This window comes from Pseudomonas sp. DSP3-2-3 (genome assembly GCF_049898225.1).
Lineage (GTDB): Bacteria > Pseudomonadota > Gammaproteobacteria > Pseudomonadales > Pseudomonadaceae > Aquipseudomonas.
This window is the reverse complement of sequence record NZ_JAFCXH010000019.1, coordinates 1-23,440: the sequence shown is the minus strand read 5'-3', so window position 1 is coordinate 23,440 and position 23,440 is coordinate 1. Positions and strand designations below refer to the sequence as shown.

General features: G+C 57.8%; 22 protein-coding genes. 12 read left to right on the top strand and 10 right to left on the bottom strand.

The annotated features are described in order from the left end of the window. Positions 1-59: 59 nt before the first annotated feature. The 10 genes from ACP7E4_RS20565 to ACP7E4_RS20520 all read left to right on the top strand — a co-directional run bounded on the left by ACP7E4_RS20565 (position 60) and on the right by ACP7E4_RS20520 (position 10,628). The gene (locus ACP7E4_RS20565; RefSeq protein WP_426118222.1) at positions 60-200 is read left to right on the top strand and encodes a type VI secretion protein; all 141 of its coding nucleotides are present in this window, start codon (positions 60-62) and stop codon (positions 198-200) included. A 19-nt stretch (positions 201-219) separates the two neighbouring features. Continuing rightward, a complete protein-coding gene (tagH, locus tag ACP7E4_RS20560; protein ID WP_426118224.1) occupies positions 220-1,422 on the top strand; it encodes a type VI secretion system-associated FHA domain protein TagH in 1,203 nt (400 codons plus the stop codon). A gap of 10 nt (positions 1,423-1,432) precedes the next feature. Continuing rightward, complete coding sequence (gene tssJ / locus ACP7E4_RS20555) at positions 1,433-1,921, top strand: type VI secretion system lipoprotein TssJ (RefSeq protein WP_426118226.1); 489 nt, start codon at positions 1,433-1,435, stop codon at positions 1,919-1,921. Then, complete coding sequence (gene tssK, locus ACP7E4_RS20550) at positions 1,918-3,249, top strand: type VI secretion system baseplate subunit TssK (protein ID WP_426118228.1); 1,332 nt, start codon at positions 1,918-1,920, stop codon at positions 3,247-3,249. Before tssJ ends, tssK begins: the two co-directional genes overlap by 4 nt. A gap of 6 nt (positions 3,250-3,255) precedes the next feature. Then, positions 3,256-4,125 (top strand): type IVB secretion system protein IcmH/DotU, encoded by an 870-nt coding sequence (gene icmH, locus ACP7E4_RS20545; RefSeq protein WP_426118230.1) that lies wholly within the window; start codon positions 3,256-3,258, stop codon positions 4,123-4,125. Positions 4,126-4,139: 14 nt separating this feature from the next. After that, on the top strand, positions 4,140-7,652 hold the full coding sequence (gene tssM / locus ACP7E4_RS20540; RefSeq protein ID WP_426118232.1) for a type VI secretion system membrane subunit TssM: 3,513 nt from the start codon (positions 4,140-4,142) through the stop codon (positions 7,650-7,652). Further along, a complete protein-coding gene (locus ACP7E4_RS20535; protein WP_426118234.1) occupies positions 7,652-8,377 on the top strand; it encodes a PP2C family protein-serine/threonine phosphatase in 726 nt (241 codons plus the stop codon). The genes tssM and ACP7E4_RS20535 overlap by 1 nt, the downstream gene beginning before the upstream one ends. After that, a complete protein-coding gene (locus ACP7E4_RS20530) occupies positions 8,374-9,354 on the top strand; it encodes a serine/threonine-protein kinase (protein ID WP_426118236.1) in 981 nt (326 codons plus the stop codon). The genes ACP7E4_RS20535 and ACP7E4_RS20530 overlap by 4 nt, the downstream gene beginning before the upstream one ends. Positions 9,355-9,585: 231 nt before the next feature. Continuing rightward, positions 9,586-10,041 carry a hypothetical protein gene (locus tag ACP7E4_RS20525; protein ID WP_047577457.1) on the top strand — a complete coding sequence of 152 codons (456 nt, stop codon included), beginning with the start codon at positions 9,586-9,588 and terminating at the stop codon, positions 10,039-10,041. A 206-nt stretch (positions 10,042-10,247) separates the two neighbouring features. Then, positions 10,248-10,628, top strand: coding sequence for an SCP2 sterol-binding domain-containing protein (locus tag ACP7E4_RS20520; protein WP_426118238.1), 381 nt, complete (start codon positions 10,248-10,250; stop codon positions 10,626-10,628). 10 nt (positions 10,629-10,638) lie between these two features. On the opposite strand, the gene ACP7E4_RS20515 is transcribed toward ACP7E4_RS20520, so the two are convergent. From ACP7E4_RS20515 to ACP7E4_RS20470, 10 genes are all read right to left on the bottom strand, one after another. Then, positions 10,639-12,600 (bottom strand): DUF4105 domain-containing protein, encoded by a 1,962-nt coding sequence (locus ACP7E4_RS20515; protein WP_426118240.1) that lies wholly within the window; start codon positions 12,598-12,600, stop codon positions 10,639-10,641. Next, positions 12,597-12,917, bottom strand: coding sequence for a DUF2388 domain-containing protein (locus ACP7E4_RS20510; protein WP_426118242.1), 321 nt, complete (start codon positions 12,915-12,917; stop codon positions 12,597-12,599). The genes ACP7E4_RS20515 and ACP7E4_RS20510 overlap by 4 nt, the downstream gene beginning before the upstream one ends. A 38-nt stretch (positions 12,918-12,955) precedes the next feature. Continuing rightward, the gene (locus ACP7E4_RS20505) at positions 12,956-13,261 is read right to left on the bottom strand and encodes a DUF2388 domain-containing protein (RefSeq protein ID WP_426118244.1); all 306 of its coding nucleotides are present in this window, start codon (positions 13,259-13,261) and stop codon (positions 12,956-12,958) included. 102 nt (positions 13,262-13,363) lie between these two features. Next, entirely contained in the window at positions 13,364-13,681 is a 318-nt protein-coding gene (locus tag ACP7E4_RS20500) for a DUF2388 domain-containing protein (RefSeq protein ID WP_020291570.1), read from the bottom strand. A gap of 380 nt (positions 13,682-14,061) precedes the next feature. Next, positions 14,062-14,277, bottom strand: a complete 216-nt coding sequence (locus ACP7E4_RS20495) for a DUF1127 domain-containing protein (RefSeq protein ID WP_020291569.1) — start codon at positions 14,275-14,277, stop codon at positions 14,062-14,064. 319 nt (positions 14,278-14,596) lie between these two features. Continuing rightward, entirely contained in the window at positions 14,597-16,090 is a 1,494-nt protein-coding gene (locus tag ACP7E4_RS20490) for an acetyl-CoA hydrolase/transferase family protein (RefSeq protein ID WP_426118246.1), read from the bottom strand. Between the two features lie 183 nt (positions 16,091-16,273). Next, positions 16,274-17,719, bottom strand: coding sequence for an NAD(P)(+) transhydrogenase (Re/Si-specific) subunit beta (locus ACP7E4_RS20485; RefSeq protein ID WP_426118248.1), 1,446 nt, complete (start codon positions 17,717-17,719; stop codon positions 16,274-16,276). Then, positions 17,716-18,039 (bottom strand): NAD(P) transhydrogenase subunit alpha, encoded by a 324-nt coding sequence (locus ACP7E4_RS20480; RefSeq protein WP_003438157.1) that lies wholly within the window; start codon positions 18,037-18,039, stop codon positions 17,716-17,718. The genes ACP7E4_RS20485 and ACP7E4_RS20480 overlap by 4 nt, the downstream gene beginning before the upstream one ends. Positions 18,040-18,050: 11 nt before the next feature. Next, entirely contained in the window at positions 18,051-19,172 is a 1,122-nt protein-coding gene (locus ACP7E4_RS20475; protein ID WP_426118250.1) for a Re/Si-specific NAD(P)(+) transhydrogenase subunit alpha, read from the bottom strand. Between the two features lie 416 nt (positions 19,173-19,588). Beyond that, the gene (locus ACP7E4_RS20470; protein ID WP_426118252.1) at positions 19,589-20,509 is read right to left on the bottom strand and encodes a LysR family transcriptional regulator; all 921 of its coding nucleotides are present in this window, start codon (positions 20,507-20,509) and stop codon (positions 19,589-19,591) included. A 159-nt stretch (positions 20,510-20,668) separates the two neighbouring features. Between ACP7E4_RS20470 and ACP7E4_RS20465 the strand changes: the two genes are divergently transcribed. Further along, positions 20,669-21,850 carry an acyl-CoA dehydrogenase gene (locus ACP7E4_RS20465; protein ID WP_065833841.1) on the top strand — a complete coding sequence of 394 codons (1,182 nt, stop codon included), beginning with the start codon at positions 20,669-20,671 and terminating at the stop codon, positions 21,848-21,850. A gap of 11 nt (positions 21,851-21,861) precedes the next feature. Continuing rightward, the gene (locus ACP7E4_RS20460; RefSeq protein ID WP_426118258.1) at positions 21,862-23,085 is read left to right on the top strand and encodes a CaiB/BaiF CoA transferase family protein; all 1,224 of its coding nucleotides are present in this window, start codon (positions 21,862-21,864) and stop codon (positions 23,083-23,085) included. Positions 23,086-23,440 lie beyond the last annotated feature (355 nt).

Here is a 23,440-nt window from a genome sequence, read left to right as displayed (position 1 = left end):
CGCGGCCTTGCAAGACTCATGGCCGCTGCTTCCATTCTGTGTTTTTGGAGAACTCTTTGATGTCTGCTCGCCTCCGGCAAATCGTGCTGGTTTCGCTCATTGTCGCGTTTGGCCTGACTGGCTGCGCGGGCCAGTACAAATTCAGCGACGACGAATACCGTGCTCTCGGTGATCCGCAAACCATTAATCGCGGCAACTGACAACAAGGAGAAACTCAATATGGAGCTGATTTTCGAGTTGCTTGATAACGGTCACATCGCTGCTGGACAGGCACTGCACAGGGTGTTCAAGCAAGCGGGAGGTTTGATCGGTCGAGACAAGCACTGCGAGTGGATGATTCTGGATCACGAGTGCTACATGTCCGGCACGCACGCACAGGTGACTTTCCGTGATGGCGATTTCTACCTGACCGACTTCAGCACAAATGGCACGTGTGTCGCCGCGAATGAACAGTCCCTGCGCAGAGGCGAAAGTCATCGTATTGAGCATGGCAGCATCTATCGGCTGGGCAAGTTCGAGATCCGTGCGCGTCTGATTAGGGATCCTGGCAGTTTTATCGGTATGGATGTCGCTGTCGTTGATCGCCCGCCATTGGCCGGGCATCTCATTCCGGATGATGCTTTTCTTGAACTCGATCTGCTGGCGGATATGGCTCAACAGGCGAGTCGCGGTTCGGATTTCGACGAACTTCTGTCTCCACGCCTGGCTCAGCAAGCCTCCGAGCAAGGGGTGGATTACGGGCCGGCCGATACACAAAGCCTGCTCGTGCCGGAGCTAATCGCCGCCCCTCAAATTTTGTTGCCGCCCGATCCGGTGGAGCCCGAGCGCCAAAGCGATAATTTCTGGCAGCGTTTTGGGGCGGCGCTTGGGGTCGAAATGGATGCAATGGATCAGGACAGTCGCGAGACGTTGGCGATCGAAGCTGCGCGACTGCTCAAGCAGAGTATTGGTGGTTTGCAGCAGAGCCTGCGCACCCGAAGCGAGCTGAAAAACGAGTTACGCCTGGCGCAAAGCACCGCGCAACACAGCAGCCTTAATCCCCTCAAGTACACCGGGGATGCCGGTGAAGCGCTCGGCCTTTTGCTGCAACCCCCAAAATCAGGGCAGCGAACCGCGCAACAGACGGTCGCCCAGGGATTTCGAGATGTTCAAGCCCATCAGGTGGCCATGTTGGCGGCAAGCCGGGCGGCGCTGCGTGGCGCTCTTGAGCATTTTTCGCCCGCGCAGCTGACATTGCGTTTCGAACGCGACACTCGCAAATCGCTGCTCACCACTGCAGGCATGCGCTGGCGCGCCTATGAGCGGTACTACCAGACGTTGCGCCAGGACGATGACTGGAGCGAGCGATTGCTGGCCCGCGACTTTGCCCAGGTCTACGCCGATCAAGTGCGTTTGATTGCCACTCTGCATTCCGGAAACTGAGGATATCCCCATGTTGCGTTTTTGTGCCCCGATCCTGTTGGGCCTTGTTTTGCTGCTTGTCGGCTGCTCGGCGCTTTCGCCATATTCGACCCAGACTCGTCTGGAGCTTGAACTCACTGCCAGCGATCATCTAAACCCCGATATCAACGGTCGCCCGTCGCCCATTGTGTTGCGCCTGTTGGAACTGAAAAGTCCGGTCTTGTTCGAGACCGTGGACTTCTTTGGCCTGTATAGCCAGTCAAAGGAGCTACTGGCGCCGGATCTGGTCGCCAGCGAGGAGCTTGAGTTGCGGCCCGGGGAGCGGTTGCAGCTCAAGCTGCACGTAAAGGAAGGCAGTCGCTACGTCGGCGTGCTGGCGGCTTATCGTGATCTGCCAGAAACCAAATGGCGTCATGTGATCCGCGTGACGCCGGACGACATGACCCGTGCAGAGCTGAGCCTCGATCACCGTGGTATCCGCGATGGCAGTGAGGCGCTCGCCAGGGTGGATGGCCAATGAACAACCATAAAGTCATCTGGCAGGAAGGCATGCTGCTTCGCCCGCAGCATTTTCAACACAACGATCGTTATTTCGAGAGTCAAATCAAGGCACACACTTTGCGGCTCAAACGCAACGCGTGGGGCTTCTTCAATCTGGCGATTGATCCGCAGTACTTCAATATGAGCAAGATCGTCGTCACTCACGCTTCTGGCGTGTTTCCGGACGGCACTTTCTTTGATTTGGCCTTCAGCAAGCAGTTGCTCACGTTGGATATCGCGCCGGACAGTGGTAACACCTCGGTGTACCTCGCCTTGCCGCTGTCGGCGGGCGATAGCGTTGAGTCCCGGGATTCGAAGCAGGTCGACGTGCTGGCCCGCTACACCCGCTATACAGACGAGATTTCCGATTCAAATGCTGGCAGTGATTCGCGCAGTGATATCAGCTGTGGACGCCCGGATTTCCGGCTGCTGGTGGGGGATGAGCTCACCGACAAGGCGTTTGTGAAGCTCAAGCTGTGCGAATTGACGGGAGTGACGGCCAACAGCGGGATCACGCTCAACTCCGAGTTCTGCGCGACGTTTCTGCATCTGCGCCACGGCGAGTATCTGCTGGCCTGTCTCAACGAGGTCATTGCGTTGTTGACCCTGCGTGGTGAAGCCATCGCCGAGCGTATTCAGGCCAGCGGCAAAGGCGGCGCGGCGGAAGTGGGTGACTTCATGATGTTGCAGCTGATCAATCGCACGGAGCTGGTGTTGCGGCAAATGCTGGAGCTTGATCAGGTCCATCCCGAAGAGTTGTACACCGTGTTGCTAGGCATGCTGGGCGAGTTGTCGACGTTTGCCAGTGACAGCAAGCGTCCACGTCTGGAAACGTTTTATTCACACGCTGATCAGGCGGGCTGCTTGCGGCAGCTGATGGGCGAGGCCCGACAACTGCTGTCGATGGTACTTGAGCAACATGCGGTTGCCCTGCCTTTGCAGGAGCGCCAGTACGGCATTCTCGTCGCGCCGTTGCTGGATCGATCACTGTTGGGTTCTTCCATTTTTGTCCTTGCCGCCAGCGCGCACTGCGATTCCGAAGAGTTGCGCAAGCGCCTGTCCGCACACCTGAAGGTCGCGCCCGTCGAAAGCATCCGTCAGTTGGTGAACCTGCACCTGCCCGGCATCAAGGTCAAGCCGCTGCCGGTCGCACCGCGGCAAATACCCTTTCATGCCAATAAAACCTATTTCCTGCTCGAACTTCATTCGCAGGAACTCGCCCAGCTGGAAAGCTCTGGAGGTTTTGCCTTCCACGTTTCCGGAGACTTCGACGGGCTTGATCTGAACTTCTGGGCCATAAGGAGCTGAACCTGAATGAGCATGGATATCGAAAATCCTGGGGACAACAAGACGGTTTTTCTGGGTACGGACCGGCCAGGACCGCCCCAAAGCCCGCTGACTGATTTCAAACCGGAGTCACGCGTCGAGCGCCTTGAAGATCGTCTGGTGTATGCCGCGCGCATCCGGCCGGCAGAGTCCTTCAGCGTCAGCATGAACGTGCTGGTCGCTGCGGCTGCACCACTGCTTGGCGAAGTGACCAGTCTCAAGCGCGAGGATAAAAAGGAAGGACTCGCCGAGCTTAATGCCCGGTTGTGCGAAAGCATGCGGGCGTTTGATGTGGCTGCCGCGCAAGGCGGCGCCGAGAGCAGCCAGGTTCAGGCCGCTCGCTATGTGCTGTGTACTGTCCTTGATGAGGCAGTGGTGATGTCGCCCTGGGGCGATCGCAGCGAATGGTCGAAGATGAGTCTGCTGAGTAAATTCCAGGGCGAGACGTCCGGCGGAGAGAAGTTCTTTCATCTGCTCGATCGAGTCCTGCAAAGCCCGTCGAAATATCTGCCCTTGCTTGAGCTTATGTACGTCTGCCTTTCACTCGGCTTTGAGGGTAAGTACCGAGTCGTCCCCCGAGGCAACGTCGAGCTGGAAGCCATACGCGACAGCCTGTACCGCCAGATCCTCAACCAGCGAGGCGAGATTCCACGCGAGCTTTCACCTCACTGGGAAGGCCTCAATGACGGGCGTCGCAGCCTGATACGTATTGTTCCCTGGTGGTTGGTGGTGATCTTCACGCTGATCAGCCTTGCGGCGATGTATTCCGGTTTTGCCTGGGTGTTGGGCGAGCAGCGCGAAACAGTCCTCCAGCCTTATCAGTTGCTCGATCCTTTATCGGGTCAGCCCCGGTCGTAATACAGAGAAGTGTCATGAAAGATTTTTTTAAGAAGCTGGCCGCTGCGCTGCGCAAAACCTGGGTCTGGTCGTTGCTTCTGGTGTTGTCGGTTGCACTATTGATCTGGTGTGTCGGGCCGCTGGTTGCGATTTCGGATCATCGACTCTGGGAGGATTCTGCTACCCGGCTGCTGAGCATCTGCGTGGTGCTGTTGCTGTGGGCGCTGCTGATGGTGTTCGTCAGTTGGCGTGGCAATGTTCGCAAGCAACGGGAAGAGGAAAGTGCCGTCGGGCAGGAGCGCTTGCAGAATGCCGAGAAAATAGCCGATGAACAGAAAGAGCTGCACGGCCGGTTTGCCGAGGCGGTGCATACCCTGAAAACCTCAAGCCTGTACCGTGGTCGCAGTGAACGCTGGCGCGATGAATTGCCCTGGTATCTGGTCATTGGGCCAACTGGAACAGGCAAGACCAGTCTGCTGGATTTTTCCGGGCTGGATTTCCCGCTCAATAAAATAGAACGCAAGCTGACCCGCGATACTCAAGGCACGCGTCAGTGCGATTGGTACTTCGCCAATAACGCGGTGCTGATCGACACGGCTGGCCGATATCTGTCTCAAAAAGAAGAAGTCGATAGAGCGTCGTGGTCAACGCTGCTTGGCTTGCTGCGTACGCGCCGCCGCAATCGCCCGCTCAATGGGATTCTGGTGTCGGTGGACATCGAAACCCTGGGCGGCTCCGAGGACGAACTGGAAAACCTGGCCCGTCAGGTGCGTTCGCGTCTGCAGGAAATCCATCAACGGTTGCATGTGGATGTTCCGATCTATCTGGTGTTGAGCAAAGCGGACGAGCTGCCTGGTTTCAGCACGTTTTTTGATCAACTTTCCCGCGAAGAGACCGAGCAAGTATTAGGGGCGACTTTTCGCAAGGGTCAGAACGGAACTGACGCGGTCATCCTGCGCGCCGCGTTCGACGCTCTGTTGCAACGCCTGAACAAGCAGGTGGTCAGCCGAATGCATCTTGATCGGGATGTCAAACGCCGAGGTTTGATTCTGGAGTTTCCCAATCGCCTCGGGATGGTTGGCGAACGGCTTTGCCTGTTCGTTGACATGGCCTTCACCGGCAGCCGCTATCAGCGCTGCAGCCAATTGCGCGGGTTTTACCTGACCAGCGCGCCTCACCTTGCCAATAAGTTGAACAAGGACACCGCCGCCATCGGCGCAAGTTCCGGCATGGCAAGCAGCGTATTGCCGACCCTGCGTAGCGGGCGCGCCTTGTTCATCAATAATCTGTTGGCTCGCGTGATCTTTCCTGAGGCCGAACTGGCCGGACTCGACAAGCGTGAGGCGCACCGCATCCACTGGCGACATCGTGTTCTGTACGGTGGGTCGCTAGCGGCTTTAAGCCTGTTCGCACTGGCCTGGGCGAGTGGCTTTTCGGCGAACCATCAGCGGCTTGAGAGTTTGCGCGACCTGGCCAGACAGCTGACCCAGGAGCGCTCGGCGCTGAGGTCGCAGGATGATGAGCTGGCGGCGCTCAAGGCTCTGGACTTGAGCTATCAAGCCAGCAATGTATTCCCTGACAAGCAGCAGATCGGTTTGCATGAGCGCAACGGCCTGTATCAGGGTGAGCCCAGTAACCTCGTGCTGGATGCGGCTTACCGGGGCGAACTGGAAACTCTGTTATTACCGCGGGTTGCCCGCCTTCTGGAGGTGCAGATTCGCTCGAACCTTCAGGATCGCGAACAGCTAACAGGCAGCCTGCGCGCTTATCTGATGCTTAGCCTTCAGGAGCGCCGGGATGCGGCATGGCTCAAGGAGTGGGTTGCAGCGGATTGGTCTGTGCGTTTCAGCGGAAACACAGTGGCACAAAATAGTCTCAACGAACATTTGCAGCGCCTGCTCAATCGCCCGTTCAGCCATTCGCTGAACACCGAGCTGGTCTCGCAGGCGCGTCAGGTATTGCGCAGTGAGTCGCTGGCGACCGTGGTTTATCGCGCGCTGCGTGATCAGGCTCAGGACTTGCCGCAGTATCGCCTGAATCAGCATCTCGGGCCGCAAGGTTCGATATTTACCGGGACTGATTACGCTATTCCGGGCTTCTATACCCAACGCGGTTATCAGCAGAACTTCGTGGTGAAAGGCCCCGCGCTGGTGACTGGCATCCTGCGCGATAACTGGGTTCTGGGGGAGGGGACCGAGATCAGCGGCATGGATCTGCGTCGTTTGATGGTCGAGCTTGAACAGTTCTATTTCCGGGATTATTCCAATCATTGGAGTGAGGCGGTCGGTCGGGTGCGATTGCAGTCGTTTACCTTTGCCGCCGACGGTGCCGATCAGGTGGCGAGTCTGACCGCCGCCAGTTCACCGTTGTTGCAGTTGCTCATGGAGGTGCGGGATCACACCCGCTTCCAGGCCACCGCTGAAAGTGTCGAGGCGCTTACGCCTGCCGAGCCTGCCAAGGCTGGCGCACTCGGTAAAGTCGCCGCCGCTGCCGCCGAACAGGCCAAGGATGCCTTGGCCAAGAACCTGCCCGACACCGCCAAGAAGTCGATGCAACGTCGTTTTGAGCCTTTGCATCGATTGCTCGATGACAGCAATGGCCCGGCTGCCGATCTGGCCCCGGCGTTTCAAGCGCTCAATGAGCTGCAGTTGCAGCTGTCGAGTCTGGCGCGTTCCAGTCAGCAGGATCAAAGCGCCTATGAGTTGGCCAAGGCGCGCATGGGAGGTCAGCGTGATGTGTTGAGCGCTTTGCGCAATACATCCGCGCGCTTGCCGCAGCCGGTCAACGGTTGGTTCAGCGCAGTTGCCGATGACACGTGGTCGATGGTGCTAGGCGACGCGTATCAATACCTCAATCAGCGTTACCAGAACGAGCTGTACAGTTTCTACGGCAAGGCCATCGACAAGCGTTATCCGTTCAACGCTCACAGCACCAGCGATGTGGCGCTCAATGACTTCCGCGAGTTCTTCCGGGCTCAGGGTGTCGCGGACAAGTTTTTCGACACCTTGATGCGTCCCTTCGTCAGTGGTGACCCCGGCAGTTACCGCCTGCGCAGCGTTGATGGACGGACGCTGCCGATGTCACGGGTGTTTCTGGAGCAGATGTCACATGCAAGCGTAATACGTCGCAGCTTCTTTGCCGAGAACCCGAACGAGCCGCAGATTCTGTTCAAGCTTGAGCCGTACACGCTGGACCCGAGTGTCAGCCGTGCCGAGTTTCGATTGGGGCACCAGCAGATGGAATATCGCCATGGTCCGGTCGTCCCGGCCTCCTTCAAATGGCCTACTGACGCAGACGATGGTCGCACCAGTCTGGTACTGGAGAAAATCGCCGGTCGAGCTTTGGGGCTGGAAGAAAATACCGGGCCCTGGTCGCTGTTCCGACTGTTCGATCTGATGCAGACCGAATATTTGCGAGGGCGCGACGTCATGATTCTGAAGGCCAACGTCGGTGGCTTGCGGGCCAACTATCTGCTCACCAGTCAGCGTTCACCGAACCCCTTTGATCTGAGCGCCGTCCGGCGTTTCCGGTTGCCGGGACAGCTTTGATGACTTACCTACGCGCTCACCGAAGCATGGCGCGAACTGATCAGGGTAAGGTCAGGACGCGCAATGAAGATGCATTTCTCGACTGCCCCGACCGTGGTCTCTGGGTGGTCGCCGATGGCATGGGCGGTCACCGAGGCGGAGATATCGCCAGCCAGTTGATCGTGAGCAGTCTTGCCGGGCTGGACTGGCTGGGTTGTCTTGACGAGCGACTGGATGCGGTGCGTCAGTGCCTGCAATGGGTCAATCGGCGTCTTGGCCGGGAAATGACCGTCATTCCCGGACAGGACTCAACCATCGGCAGCACGGTGGTCGCGCTGTTGGTCGAGGGCAAGCGTGCTGCCTGTTTGTGGGCTGGAGATAGCCGGTGTTACCTATGGCGAGATCACCGGCTCTACCAACTTTCACGCGATCACTCGATGTTGCAGCATCTGATGGACAGCAAGCGGTTGACCCTGGATCAGGCCACGCAGCATCCGGCCGCTCATGCCTTGACCCGCGCCGTTGGTGCCGATGATTCACTTCGCCTGGATGTGATCGAACTCGATCTGCAGCGAGACGATGTGTTCCTGCTGTGCTCCGACGGGCTTTATCAAGCGCTCGGGCCCCATGCGTTGAGCGACGCGCTGAGCATGAATTCTTCCGGCCTGGCATTGGACCTGTTATTCGAACGCGCTTTGCTCGGCCCGGCCAGCGACAATCTGACTGCGGTGGTGATTCGGCCATGAGCGAGCCCAAGGCCCTCGTCGGCAGTGAGGATCAGGCTGGCCAGTTGACCTGTTTTGCTTTAGCCGGAGGGCTGGGCTCGGCGCAGCCTTTGCCGGCATCGTCCAAAGCGCTGTTGGCTGATTTACCGCAGATACTCTGCGGGCGCTATCAACTGGAGGACGTGCTGGGCGCTGGTGGCATGGGCGTGGTGTATCGCGCCAGGGATCTGGTCCATGAGCAGCACGGCGAGCCGGACCCTTACCTGGCGGTGAAGCTGCTCAGCGATGAATTTGTCGACGCACCGGATGCGGACGTATTGCTGTACAGCGAATTTGCCCTGACGCGGCATTTGCGCCATCCCAATGTGATCCGCCTGCATGCATTCGAGGTCGAACCGGAGTGCCAAAGAGCTTTTGTTACCCAGGAATTGATGCGGGGTATCGGGCTGGACAAGCTGCTGATTGAGCGGCTAGCCGGATTTTGCGTCGGCGAATTGCAACGCGTTGCTGTGCCATTACTAGATGCACTCGCCTATTCCCACGAACGTGGCGTGCTGCACGGAGACTTGAAGCCAGGCAATCTGATGCTTACGGATGACGGCCCGCGAATCTTTGACTTCGGGTTGGGGCGGGCGTTGGAGGGCGTCTTGCCTGGACTGCCCAAATTGAGCCGTGAGCGTTTCAAGGCCTGGACGCCGGGCTATGCCGCCCCGGAGCTGCTTGAGGGGGCTCCGCTATCTACTCGCACGGATGTGTTTGCCATGGGCTGTGTTCTTTATGAACTGGCGTGCGGCAAACATCCCTTCCCGCAGATGCTATCGACTCAGGCCAAAGCGGAACGGCTTTGGGCCCGGCTGCGTCCTCCTGCCAATCTCCCCATTCGCTTCTGGCCCGCCCTACGTCTGGCGTTGGCGCTGGATGCAGACATCCGAACCATCACCGCCCGCGAACTGCGCGATGCGTTCAGCACCGTGCCCATCGGCCGCATGCAGTTCTGATCGACGACCCCGGCACTTCGTCTGTCAATCAACTACGTCCTGGCAATATTTTTCCTACTTTATGTCAGGACTTTTCAAGTTTTGTCCGGGTATTGCTGTGTCCGAAATTTCCCTACAACTAAGTATTGGGGACTACGTAATCCTAGGAATTTTCCGACTTTTTAAAATTTCTTATTCCCTTAAAGTTCCGCCGCTGTTGATAACCCCTAAAAAACTACCCAGGAAAGTGTTATGAAAAAGCTATGGATGTCTGCTGCGATTGCGACCTTGATTGCGACCACCAGCGGCTGCGTCAGCTACAACATGAGTCAGCCAAGTGCGCCGTTGGAAGGCGTTGTCAAAAGTGATCTGAAAGCAGACGTCAAGGTTGGCGAATCCATCAGTGGTCAATCGTCGACCAATATCCTGTTCAACTTCTTTGCCTTTGGTGGCGACACTCAATTCGCGGACGGCGTGGTGTATGGCGCTGGCGGCGGTGGTGGCGGCGCATTGGGCGGCCTGGGTCTGCCAATCCCTGATCCTGTGGCACAGGCCAAGGCAGCTGCGGCCTACAAGGCTGTGAAGTCTTCGGGTGCTGACCTGATCGTTGCACCTCGTTATGAAGTGAACATCAAAGACTACTTCATCTTCAAGAAGGTCGACGTCAAGGTTACTGGCAACAAAGGCAGCATCAGCAGCATTCGCTGATTCCTGTTTGATCCGTTGAACCCCCGGCAAGCGCCATTCTTTCTCAGCTTGGCGCTTTGCTTGTCGAGGAAAATAGTGACCGATCAGTCACGGTATTGTCGCTATCTTCGCCGAACAGGAATCATTTTCCTGCTGAAGTGCATCATGCGAACCGCTACACTGCTGCGCCGGTTGCTCCGACCGGAATTCTCTACCGAGGCAGTGTCATGAAGTTTCGTTTTCTACTCTGGATGCTCGGCCTTTTGATGTCTCGGGCCAGTCGCAGCAATCCTGCGTTTCAACAACAGTTAGCCGGCAAGGCGCTGACTTTTCAGCTGCAAACCTTCGATGGCAAGGTGGCGCGGCATTTCGTGGTCAGTGACCAGCGCATCACCAGTCGTGCCGGTGCCGTTGCTGAACCAGCGTTCGCCATTTGTTTCAAGGATGCCGCTTTCGGGTTTGCCACGATGCAGGCCAGGAACAAGCAGTTGGCATTCATGAAGGGTATTCAGGATCAGGATATCCAGATCAAGGGCAATCCCGGTCTGGTGATCTGGTTTCAGGGCTTGATGAAGTACCTGAAGCCGAAAAAGAAGAAGGTCGACTGAGACGGCTGAATCAAGGCAACTCCAGCCCGCCCGCCGCTTTATGCAGTGCCCGCAGGTGCTCGCCCAGTTGTTTGAGGTTGGCTTCGTTGGCGGCGATTTCGGCGGCGCGTTCGGGCTCTAGCAACGCGCGGACTTCTTTGTCGAGGTCACCGCTCAGGCGCTGGAGTTGCTTCTGGCGCTGGCCGCTTTCATCTTCCAGGCGTTTCCATTCCGCTGCTTGCGGCAAGCCATAGCCGCCACTGTCCAGCAGTTCGGCCGGTCGACTCAGGAAGCCACTGCTGGCGAGAATTTCCTGAAGCGTCTGGGTGGCTTTGGAGACGCTGCCGTCTTTTTGTTCGCGCGCGCTCAGGTAGCGTTGCTTCACCTCATCCTGAGCGGTCAGCAATTGCCGACGCAGGCTGGCTTGTTCAAGCAGCAGCATCGCCGCGCTGCTCTGCAGGTCGGCTTTGGCGAACCATGGCTTGCGCTCCTGAGCGGGTAGCGAAAGCCAGTCTTCGACCGTGGTCTGCTTGATAGGCAGGCGCTTGCGCACGACTTCGAACATCGCTTGATAGCGGTCACGGTAGGAGTCAAATCGATAGCCCCGGCGCAAGGCTTCCTTGGGATCGTCCAGCACGCTGGTGTCAGCCAGTCCGCGACCCTTCAACACTTCCAGCAAGCCGTTGGGCAGGATGCTGTCCAGATCGCCAAGCTGTGGATTATTGGTGCCGCTGCGCAACAGTTTGAGGTTTTCCACGGCGCAGTTATTGGAGATGAAGAAGTAATTGCCGTCGTAGCTCCAGTGCATTTCTGCCGCGTGTTGCACCAGTCCTTCGATTTCCGGGCGGGACAACTTGAGTGGCACCGAGGCCAGGCTGCGCAGTTCGGTCTTGGTGTATTCGTCGATGACCTGGCCCAGCGGCAGGACGAACAGCCGTGATGGATAAGCGCCCATCAAACCATCCCAGCTCGACAACTGCACGTCGCCGACGAAAGCTCGATAGGACAACACCAGATGCTGGTCCAGATCCAGTCGGCAGTCGGGCCCGCGCGGGCGACCGGGTTTGCAGATCACCAGACGCAGCATGCTGTGGCCCCAGCGGCTCATCATGTTCTGGTTGGCTTCGGCCAGCAGGTAGTCGACCTCGTAGACGCGCTCGGGATCGAGCTTGCCCAGCGGCTGGCGACCGAAGTCGCTGCCGGCGTTCAGGTAGGGGTAGAACGTCGGGCAAGCGTCTTTCGCCTTGGGTGCCCAGCCGAAGTGCTGCTTGTAATAGTCATACAGCGCCGGGCGGCGGCAGGCGTAGGCCGGATCAAGCAGGAAATACTCCATGTTGACCGCGACGAATTCCAGCGGACTGGTGATTTCGTAGATGTCCGGGCTGCGCGCGACCTGTCCATTGTGCTGTTCACGCTCGCCTCGACGGCCGACGTATTGCGGCCAGCCGGCAAGGTCCAGCAGGCGCGGGTCGTCGCTGAGGGTGAAGCGCCGATCGGTTTCGCCCCGGCAGTCTTCCGGCAAGCCGACTTTGCCCAAGGTGTTGCTGCGTCGCGAGCACTTGATAATCAGCGAGCGTTGCGGCGCTTGCCAGAGTCGGGCGCGATCATAAACGTGAGTCAGTTCATGCAGCACGGTCGCGAGCATTTCGTTGCGCACGGTGCCGTGGGGGCGATTGGTTTTCGCGGTGGCCGCCGAGCCGTCAGTAAGGCCGGCCAGCAGACTGCTGTTGAGGTCCAATCGATAAGGCCCGGACGCCTGGCCATAGGCGTTGGCCGGCATGTCGGCGGACCAGCGCACTTCAACGCGCCGATCCAGGTCGCGGACAAAACTCGGCGGCAGCGCGAGCAGCGCTTCGTCAAGCAGCGTCTGGGTCGCTTGCTGTTGCGCAGCGTCAAGCCCGTCGGTTGTCAGCGACAGGCTCAGGCTGGCGAAGGCGCTCGTGGCGGTCAGCGCCAGTGCGCACGCCAACAGCCAGGCACCCAGGTGCCTCACAGTGCGAGGATGGCTTCGGCGAGGGCTTGGTCGCTGGCATTGCGGGCTTCGGGAACGCGGGTGCGCAGCATGTCGAAGGCGGCTTCGAGTTGTGCGCCACGGATATCGCCACGGCTGGCGACATAGCTGGCTGCGTCGTCCTTGGCTTGGACGACAAGTTTGGAATCGCGCACCGAGGTGGTGGTGTCCGACGTGAAGTCGATGGTGCGGGCAAACGCGTTAACAATGATGTGACTGGTCTGTACGACGGTTTCAGCCTGGGCAACGTTGGCCAGCAACAGCAGGCCCAAGGTGGCGGCAATCAGCGGGGTACGCATGAAACGTCTCCAAAAAAATGCAGAAGAGTAGAAAGCGGTTATTGGACGAGGATTGCCTGCGCCAGTTCAAGGTCGCTGGCACGAAGTTTTGGCTGGGCCTGACGCAAATACAGCAGCGCCGACTCAAGCTGTGCTCCTCGCAGTTGGCCATCAGTGGCGATAAACACTGCAGCGTCATCCTGGGCGGCAATTATCAGCTTGTTATCGAACGGGCCGGTCGTCACCTGGCTGGTGGCATAACCACTGATCACCAGACTTTGCGTGGTCATATCGAACGCCTGGGCCTGGGCGGCCCAAATCAGGGTCGCCAAGGGCGTCAGCAATAGGAGTGGCAGTAAACGCATGGTCTCGAGAACTGGCAAAACGAGGCGCAAGGCTAGCGCAATGCCCGTTCCAGAGCCAGCCCGGCAGATCGACGACGCAGTGTCGACTGCCGCCCAGGTCAATCAGATGGTCAGGATGGCTTGAGCCAGCTGAGCATCGGTAGCGTCCAGCTGTGGGGCCAATTGACGGATGTGCTGGAAGGCGCCTTCCAGCTGAACGCCACGGATCTCGCCGGCACTGGCAACGAAGCTTGCCGCGTCGTCGCGAGCAGCGCGCACGATTTTGTCATCCTTGAAAGAGGACGAAATGTTCGATGTGGCGTTGGTGGAAGCATCCACTGCACGCACGACCGCATCCGTAGTGACGACAAAGCTGGAAGCGCTGGCGCTCGTTGCGGCGGCCAGCAGGACTACAGCGCTGAGCAAACGTAGGCGGGACATGGTGAAACTCCATTAGTAAGGAAACGCGGGTGTTTTTTGGTCCGAACAAGGCCAAGCCAGGGAGTTTGTCTCATCAGGCGTGGCCGTAATAACCATTAAGCCTATCCCAGCAATCGCACCTGTGCCATCGCGGCGGATAACCGGTGACCGTGGCAAAACTGTACAGGTAGTTATTTGATTAGCTAAAACTGTACCTGTTTCGGTAGGAGGGGACTTGTCCCCGATGGCGTCGACTGGTTCTGCGTGTGCCATTTGCCCAGGCGAAATCACAGATGCTGAAATGACAAAACCCGTCGGCAGTTGCCTGCGACGGGTCTTGTATGTAGCAATTCGGGTTGCTGGTGAGAGACCTGGAAGGTCAGGGACCAGCGTGCGCTAAATCAGCGCCAGAACGGCTTGCTCAGCTCTTCGTAACGTTGCGATTCGCTGATACCAGCATCAGCCAGCAAACGCGAATCCAGGCGAGCCAATTGGTGGCGGCTGGAAAGGCGACGCTGCCAGAGCATCAGGTTAGCGAATGCGCGCATTGGCCATGCAGCTTGAGCGGTAGTAGCGGTGTTTTCGTAGAACATGTCGGAACTGACTGTACGTTCCATGGTGTGACTTCCTTCCGCTTGTGGCGGGTTTAGATAGTGGCTTGACTGGTGCCAATCTTCCTCTCAGTTGGCCAGTCTCTGTAGACACAGTTCACTTGTATTGTGAGGGTTCAGTTAACTGTTTAAAGGCACTGTTTTGTTCATAAATGGGGCAACTGTACCGGTCTGCACCTAAGTGGTGCGTTTTGTGCGCTAAAGCAGTGAAATTGACGTTTTAGGGCTTGGAAATGACCGGTACAGAAGTACAGTTTTGCCGGTTATGGCGATTTCAGTTTGCGGGCGGGCGAGAAATTGTATAGCTCACTCGCAACTGTTTGTATCAGGCCGGCAGCATGCTTCCGGTTTCATCCAGCCTGAAGTGCCAACTTAGTGCTTCGCGCAGCACATGCGGGGTGTGTCCGCCTTTGGCGCAAGCGGCTTCGAAGTAGGCGTTGAGCGCGTCGCGATAGGCTGGGTGCACACAGTTGTCGATAATTACCCGGGCGCGTTCCCGAGGTGCGAGGCCACGCAGATCGGCCAGGCCTTGCTCGGTAACCAGAATGTCCACGTCGTGCTCGGTGTGATCCACATGACTAACCATGGGCACGACGCTGGAAATAGCGCCGCCTTTGGCAATCGACTTGGTGACGAAAATCGCCAGGTGCGCGTTTCGCGAGAAATCGCCGGAGCCGCCTATGCCGTTCATCATGCGTGTGCCGCACACGTGAGTGGAGTTGACGTTGCCGTACAGATCGAACTCAAGGGCGGTGTTGATGCCAATGATGCCGAGGCGGCGGATGATTTCCGGGTGATTGGATATTTCCTGAGGACGCAGCACCAGTCGCGACTTGTAGCGGTTGAAGTCAGCGAAGACTTCAGCGTGTTTGCTCGCCGACAAGGTCATCGAGCTGCCGGAGGCGAAACTGAGTTTGCCTGCGTCAAACAGTTCGAATGTTGAATCCTGCAAGACTTCGGAATACATGGTCATGTCGTGGAACGGCGAATCAACCAGGCCATGCATCACCGCGTTGGCGATGGTGCCGATCCCGGCCTGCAGCGGCATGAGCGTGTTGGTCAGCCGGTCTTCGCGCACTTCTTTCTTGAAGAACTCGACCAGGTGATTGGCGATGGCCTGGGTGTCGGTGTCCGGCGGCAGCACTGTGGAAGGCGAATCGGCCTGATTGCTGATGACAATGCCGACGATTTTCGCCGGGTCGATCTGCACGGCGGTGTTGCCAATTCGCGTATCGGCGTTGAGTACCGGAATCGGCAAGCGGGTCGGGCGGTAGCTGGGTATATAGATGTCGTGCAGGCCTTCCAGCTCCAGCGGCTGGGCGAGGTTGATCTCGACGATCACTTCTTTGGCTAGGATGGCGAAACTCGCGGAGTTGCCCACCGAGGTGCTCAGGACCAAATGGCCTTCCTCGGTGATCGCCACGCATTCGATCACGGCCAGATCCACGGCCTTGATCTGCCGATTACGCAGTTGCTCGACGGTGTCGGACAAGTGGCTGTCGATGAACATGACCGAGCCATCGTTGATGGCCTTGCGCAGTGTGCTATCGACCTGAAACGGCATGCGCCGCGACAACACGCCGGCTTCAGTCAGCTGTTTATCCAGGTCGTTGCCCAGGCTGGCGCCCGTCATCAGGCTGATCTTGAGTGGGAAATCTTTGGCACGTTCGGCCAGTGCCTTGGGCACCGCCTTGGCTTCACCTGCACGGGTGAAGCCGCTCATGCCGACGGTCATGCCGTCCTGGATCAAGGCTGCGGCATCTGCCGCGCTCATCACCTTGCTCATGAGCGAAGGCATGCGGATACGGTCACGGTACATTGGATTCTTATCTCGGGGGTGGAAGCGAGGGCCCAGTTTAGTGATTTGGGCGTTTTTCGTCCCGCTACCAAGGTCGCATCTGGAGGCTCTAATTAGCGGGTTGCAACGCAAAACACTGTTACATGGAATGTAAAAAGCCCCAGCCGACTAGCGTGCTGGGGCTTCGAAAAGCGCGTTTAGAGGCTACGCGTTGTCGACTGCCTTCACCATGTCCTCGATCACCTTTTTGGCGTCTCCGAACACCATCATGGTTTTATCCAGATAGAACAACTCGTTGTCCAGACCGGCATAGCCGCTGGCCATCGAGCGCTTGTTGACGATGATGGTCTTGGCCTTGAACGCTTCCAGGATCGGCATCCCGGCGATGGGCGACTTGGGATCGTTTTTCGCCGCCGGGTTGACCACGTCGTTGGCGCCCAGTACCAACACCACGTCGGCTTGGCCGAACTCGGAGTTGATGTCCTCCATCTCGAACACCTGGTCATAAGGCACTTCGGCCTCGGCCAGCAGCACGTTCATGTGGCCGGGCATGCGTCCGGCAACCGGGTGAATCGCGTACTTCACCGTGACGCCGTGATGGGTGAGTTTTTCCGTGAGCTCTTTAAGCGCATGTTGCGCCCGCGCCACTGCCAGGCCGTAGCCGGGAACGATGATCACGGTGTCGGCATTGGTCAGCAGGAAAGTCGCGTCGTCGGCTGAACCGGACTTGACCGGGCGTGCTTCCGTGGCACCCGCCGGGCCGGCAACGTCCTTGGCCCCGCCGAAGCCGCCGCCGATCACGTTGAAGAACGAACGGTTCATCGCCTTGCACATGATGTACGAGAGGATCGCGCCGGAAGATCCCACCAGCGAGCCGGCAATGATCAGCATCGAGTTGTTCAGCGAAAAGCCGATACCCGCCGCTGCCCAGCCTGAATAGCTATTAAGCATCGACACCACGACCGGCATGTCTGCGCCGCCAATCGGGATGATCAGCAGTACACCGATCACGAACGCCAGAGCCAGCATCACGGCAAAAGCGCTCAGGTTGCCGGTGAACATGAAGATCAGGCCGAAAAACAGCGTGGCGAGGCCAATCATCAGATTCAGCTTGTGCTGACCCGCAAACTGTACCGGTGCGCCTTGAAACAGGCGGAACTTGTACTTGCCCGAAAGCTTGCCGAACGCGATCACCGAGCCGGAGAAGGTCACTGCGCCGATAGCTGCGCCGAGGAACAACTCCAGGCGATTGCCCGCCGGGATCGCATCGCCCAGGTTCGGCACAATATTCAGCGATTGCGGTTCGACCACTGCAGCAATGGCAATGAACACCGCAGCCAGGCCGATCATGCTGTGCATGAAGGCAACCAGTTCCGGCATCTTGGTCATTTCGACGCGCTTGGCCATGATCGAGCCAGCGGTGCCGCCGACCAGCAAGCCGATCACGATGTAACCAATGCCAGCGCTGGTGTTGGACAGCGCCGCCAGTTTGTAGACCAGGCCGATGGTGGTAATCACCGCCAGCCCCATGCCCAGCATGCCGAACAGGTTACCCCGGCGGGATGTGTTCGGATGAGAGAGCCCCTTGAGCGCTTGAATGAAGCAGATCGCAGAGACCAGATACAGCACGGTGACGAGATTCATGCTCATGGCTTGCGCACCTCTTCCTTGGCTTTAGGTGCTTTTTTCTTGAACATCTCCAGCATGCGTCGGGTGACCAGAAAGCCACCGAACACATTGACGGCGGCCAGGGCAACGGCCAGCGTGCCCATGGTTTTGCCCAGCGGTGTAACGGTGAGTGCAGCGGCCAGCATGGCGCCGACGATCACAATGGCCGAGATCGCGTTGGTCACGGCCATGAGCGGAGTGTGCAAGGCGGGTGTAACGTTCCAGACCACGTGATAACCCACGTAGATCGCCAGAACGAAGATGATCAGGTTGTAGATACCTGGGGAGATCAGCTCTTCCATTATTTTTATCCTTAACCGTTCTTGCGGATGACTTGGCCATCGCGGCACATGAGGCACGCGACGACGATGTCGTCTTCCAGATTGATGTGCAGTTGCCCGTCCTTGTCGAACAGCAGCTTCATGAAATCCAGCAGGTTGCGGGCGTAAAGCGCTGACGCGTCAGCGGCGACCATCGCGGGCAGGTTGGTGTGGCCAACGATGGTCACGCCGTTCTCGACCACGACTTGATCAGCAACCGTCAGTGGGCAATTGCCACCTTGCGCCGCTGCCAGGTCGATGACCACCGAACCGGGCTTCATCTGCGCCACGGTTTCTGCGCTGAGCAGCACCGGTGCCTTGCGACCGGGAATAAGCGCCGTGGTGATGACGATGTCCGATTGTTTGGCGCGCTCGTGCACCGCAACGGCCTGGCGCTGCATCCAGCTTGCGGGCATCGGGCGCGCATAACCGCCAACCCCGACCGCGCATTCGCGTTCTTCGTCGGTTTCGTAAGGCACATCAATAAACTTGGCGCCCAGCGATTCGATCTGCTCCTTCACGGCAGGACGCACATCGGATGCCTCGACTACTGCGCCCAGACGTTTCGCCGTGGCGATGGCCTGCAAACCTGCCACGCCAGCGCCCAGCACCAGAACACGAGCCGCCTTTACGGTGCCGGCGGCGGTCATCAGCATCGGCATGAAGCGCGGATAGTGATGCGCGCCGAGCAGCACGGCTTTGTAACCGGCGATGTTGGCTTGCGAAGACAGCACATCGAGGCTCTGTGCGCGGGAGGTACGCGGCGCGGCTTCGAGGGCGAAAGCGGTGATGCCTTGCGCGGCCATCTTGCCGATGGTTTCGCTGTTGAAGGGGTTGAGCATTCCGACAACGATCGCGCCGCTCTTTATATGCGACAGCTCGCTATCGTTGGGGGCTGCGACCTTGAGCAGCAACTCGGCGCCCAAGGCGTCGCTGAGCGTACCAATCACGGCTCCGGCCGCTTCATAAGCGCTATCCGGGACGCTGGCGTTGACGCCCGCGCCACTTTGCACCGTGACGCGGTGGCCATGACCGATCAATTTCTTGATGGTTTCCGGAGTTGCAGCTACCCGCTTTTCACCCGTTTGGGTCTCGAGAGGAACGCCAATATGCACGTGAAGTCTCCTGCGTGATCTTTTTATAGTTCTCAATGAGTCGAGAGCGCCAAAGCGGTGCTTTTAAGCTGCCGATCAGCACGACCCAGCCGAACAAGGGCGGGCGCGGCATTTTGCAGGCGAAGTTCGGTCTCTTCAACAGATTCTGTAATGAGACCATAAATTAACTACAAGTCATGCTGTGACCTAATGTCGCAACGGTCGACCACAGCCCTTTATATACGGGGCTTTAAGGGAAAATAGACGATTTTTTAGAAGTTGATGATTTAAAAAATGAAAAACAACAAAAGTTGGCTCAAATAGGCCTGCAGGCCATGTATTCCGGCACTTTATAGCTGCTATTCCTGACGGGAATGCAATTTCATCAAGGCGACATAAGTTTATATATGTAGTTATTAAAATGTAGCGCTACATAATTATGGAGGCGCTGAAGCCCCTGCTTTCATTAGTTCGTAGGCTTTTGCCTGTTCTATCAGCCAGTCCCGAAATGCTCGTAAAGAGGCCGATTCGGCCTTTCGTACCGGAATCATCAGGTAATAGGCCTTGATGCTCGATAGCGCGTAAGCATTGGCAATCACCAGGCGCCGTTCTGCCAGCTCCCGCTGAATCAGGAAGGGCGGTATCAGCGCAACGCCCATTTCATGAATGGCGGCCTGAGCAAGCATCGAGAACAGTTCGTAGCGCGGGCCGGTCATATCGCGCGGGACAGTGAAGTTAAGCCCGCCGAACCACTGCCGCCACGCATAGGGGCGCGTGGTTTGCTGCAAGAGCGGCAGCTCGGCTATTTCGTCGGGAGTTAGAACGCTTCGCCCAATCAGCAGTGTCGGGCTGCACACAGGCATGGGATTTTCGCCCATCAAACGATAAGACTCTGTGCCCGGCCAGTCGGCATCGCCAAAATAAATCGCAGCGTCGAATTCGGTATCTGCAAATAGAAAAGGACGCGTGCGGTTGGTGAGATTGACCGTCACTTCAGGATGTAGTTTTTGAAAATCCTTGAGGCGTGGCAGCAGCCACTGAGTGCCGAAAGTCGGCACGACCGCCAGTTCGATGACGTTTGTCCCTTGCTGGCCCATGACTGACAAGGTGTCCCGCTCGACAGCGTCCAGTTGCATCGCTACGCGTCGACTGTAGGAAAGGCCTGCTTCTGTCAGTTTCACCCCGCGCCGTGAGCGTCGGAATAACTCCACGCCGAGGAAAGACTCAAGGCTGCCGATCTGTCGGCAAATAGCGCTTTGGGTCAGCGAAAGTTCGTCAGCGGCCTTGGTAAAGCTTTCATGACGTGCAGCGGCTTCAAAGCTGACCAGGGCGGCGGTGCTGGGTATTTTGCGACGCATGTTCGTAGCGCTCACTAATCAGCAGTCAATGTAGTGGTTTGAACAATCTCGGAGTGAGAAATTAGCACAAGAGCTTGCGAAATCCTCGTTTGTGGCAAGGCCGATGCGGGGCTAGGATCAATGCACAACAAATCTGCATGACTGAGTGAGGGTTTTTTCATGGGTGCCAAGGCAAGCTTCAACTGGATCGATCCACTGCTGCTGGATCAACAGCTCACTGAAGAAGAGCGCATGGTTCGCGATAGCGCCGCGCAGTTCGCCCAAGGCAAGCTGGCGCCCAGAGTCCTCGAAGCATTTCGTCATGAGCAAACCGATCCGGCGATTTTTCGCGAGATGGGTGAAATCGGCCTGCTGGGCGCAACGATTCCCGAGGAATACGGCGGTAGCGGCCTGAATTACGTGTGTTACGGATTGATCGCTCGGGAAGTAGAGCGCGTGGACTCCGGCTATCGTTCGATGATGAGCGTGCAATCCTCGCTGGTGATGGTGCCGATCAATGAGTTTGGCACCGAGGCACAAAAACAGAAGTACCTGCCCAAGCTGGCTTCCGGCGAATGGATCGGCTGTTTCGGCCTGACCGAGCCCAATCATGGTTCGGACCCTGGCGCGATGATCACCCGTGCCAGAAAGGTCGACGGCGGTTATCGGTTGTCGGGTAGCAAGATGTGGATCACCAACAGCCCGATTGCCGATGTCTTCGTGGTCTGGGGTAAAGACGACGCGGGTGATATTCGCGGGTTCGTCCTGGAGAAGGGTTGGTCTGGGCTGAGTGCGCCGGTGATTCATGGCAAGGTTGGTTTGCGCGCATCCATCACCGGCGAAATCGTCATGGATAACGTGTTTGTGCCGGAAGAGAACATTTTCCCGGATGTGCGCGGCCTTAAAGGTCCGTTCACCTGTCTGAACTCGGCTCGCTACGGTATTTCCTGGGGCGCATTGGGCGCCGCCGAATTTTGCTGGCACACCGCTCGGCAATACACGCTGGATCGCCATCAGTTCGGCCGCCCGCTGGCAGCGAATCAGCTGATCCAGAAAAAGCTCGCAGACATGCAGACTGAAATCACTTTGGCATTGCAAGGCTGCTTGCGTCTGGGTCGTATGAAGGACGAAGGCACTGCGGCGGTGGAAATCACTTCCATCATGAAGCGCAACTCTTGCGGCAAGTCGCTGGATATCGCGCGTATGGCTCGCGACATGCTGGGCGGTAACGGGATCTCCGACGAGTTCGGCATCGCGCGCCATCTGGTCAACCTGGAAGTGGTTAATACCTATGAAGGGACGCATGACGTCCATGCGCTGATTCTCGGGCGCGCCCAAACCGGTATCCAGGCTTTCTATTAATAGAGGGGCCGATCATGGGCGCGCTTTCACATATAAGAGTGTTGGATCTATCGCGGGTTTTGGCTGGGCCGTGGGCCGGGCAGATCCTGGCGGACCTTGGTGCCGAGGTCATCAAGGTAGAGCGTCCGGGCAATGGCGACGATACACGTGCCTGGGGGCCTCCTTTTCTGAAAGATGCCGATGGCGAAAATACCAGCGAGGCGGCGTACTACCTTTCCGCGAATCGGAACAAGCAGTCAGTCACCATCGACTTCACCCGACCTGAAGGTCAGAAACTGGTGAGGGAGCTGGCTGGCAAATCTGACATCGTGATAGAGAACTTCAAAGTGGGCGGCCTGGCTGCGTACGGTCTGGATTACGAGTCGCTGAAAGCAGTTAATCCGCGGCTAATCTATTGCTCGATCACTGGCTTCGGACAAACTGGACCTTATGCCAGGCGCGCCGGCTATGACTTCATGATTCAAGGCTTGGGTGGGCTGATGAGCCTGACCGGGCGGCCTGAGGGAGAAGAGGGCGCGGGGCCGGTGAAAGTTGGCGTTGCGCTGACGGATATTCTGACTGGGCTGTATTCGACTACTGCGATATTGGCTGCCTTGGCGCATCGTGATCAGGGCGGCTCAGGTCAGCATATCGATATGGCGTTGCTGGATGTGCAGGTGGCATGTCTAGCCAATCAGGCAATGAACTACCTGACCACGGGAGCTGCGCCAAATCGACTGGGTAATGCGCATCCTAATATTGTCCCCTATCAGGATTTTCCTACTGCGGACGGCGATTTCATTCTGACGGTGGGCAATGACAATCAATTCCGCAAGTTTGCCGAAGTTGCGGGGCAGCCGCAGTGGGCGGACGATCCGCGTTTCCTTACTAATAAGCTGCGAGTGGCCAATCGGGCGCAGCTCATCCCGCTGATTCGCCAGGCGACCGTGTTCAAGACGACCGCGCAGTGGGTTGGCGAGCTGGAGGTGGCTGGTGTGCCTTGTGGGCCGATCAATAACCTTGCGCAGGTGTTCACTGATCCGCAAGTCCAGGCGCGGGGTCTCGCGATGAGCCTGCCCCATGCGCTGGGCGGGAACGTGCCTTCAGTTGCCAGCCCGATCCGACTTTCCGAAACGCCTGTTGAGTATCGCTTTGCGCCGCCTCTATTGGGTGAGCATACGTCCGAAGTGCTTCAGGCTGTATTAGGGCTTCCGGCGGAAGAGGTATGCCTGCTGCGTGAGGCGGGGGTTTTGTAGTTCTTCTATATATAGAAGAAGCGCCTTTTCCAGGCCCTTTTAAGCGTTTTTGCAAAAAGCATGAATTAACGGTTGACGGTCTCTCTAATCTGTCTATAATTCGCACCTCTTCCGGAGCAGATGAAACGGAAAACTCCTTGGTAATCAAGTAGTTAGCCGGGTTGATTGGCGAGGAAGAGGTTTCGATGAGTTGATCGGAGGCGGTGAAAAAAGGTGGTTGACAGCAGGTTGTAACGCTGTAGAATTCGCCTCCCGCTCACGAGCAACGTGAAGTTGATCGAAGCGCAAGTGGTTGAAGTTGCAGAGGAAACTTTGAAAGCTTCAGAAAATAACCGCTTGACAGTAACTGGCGCTG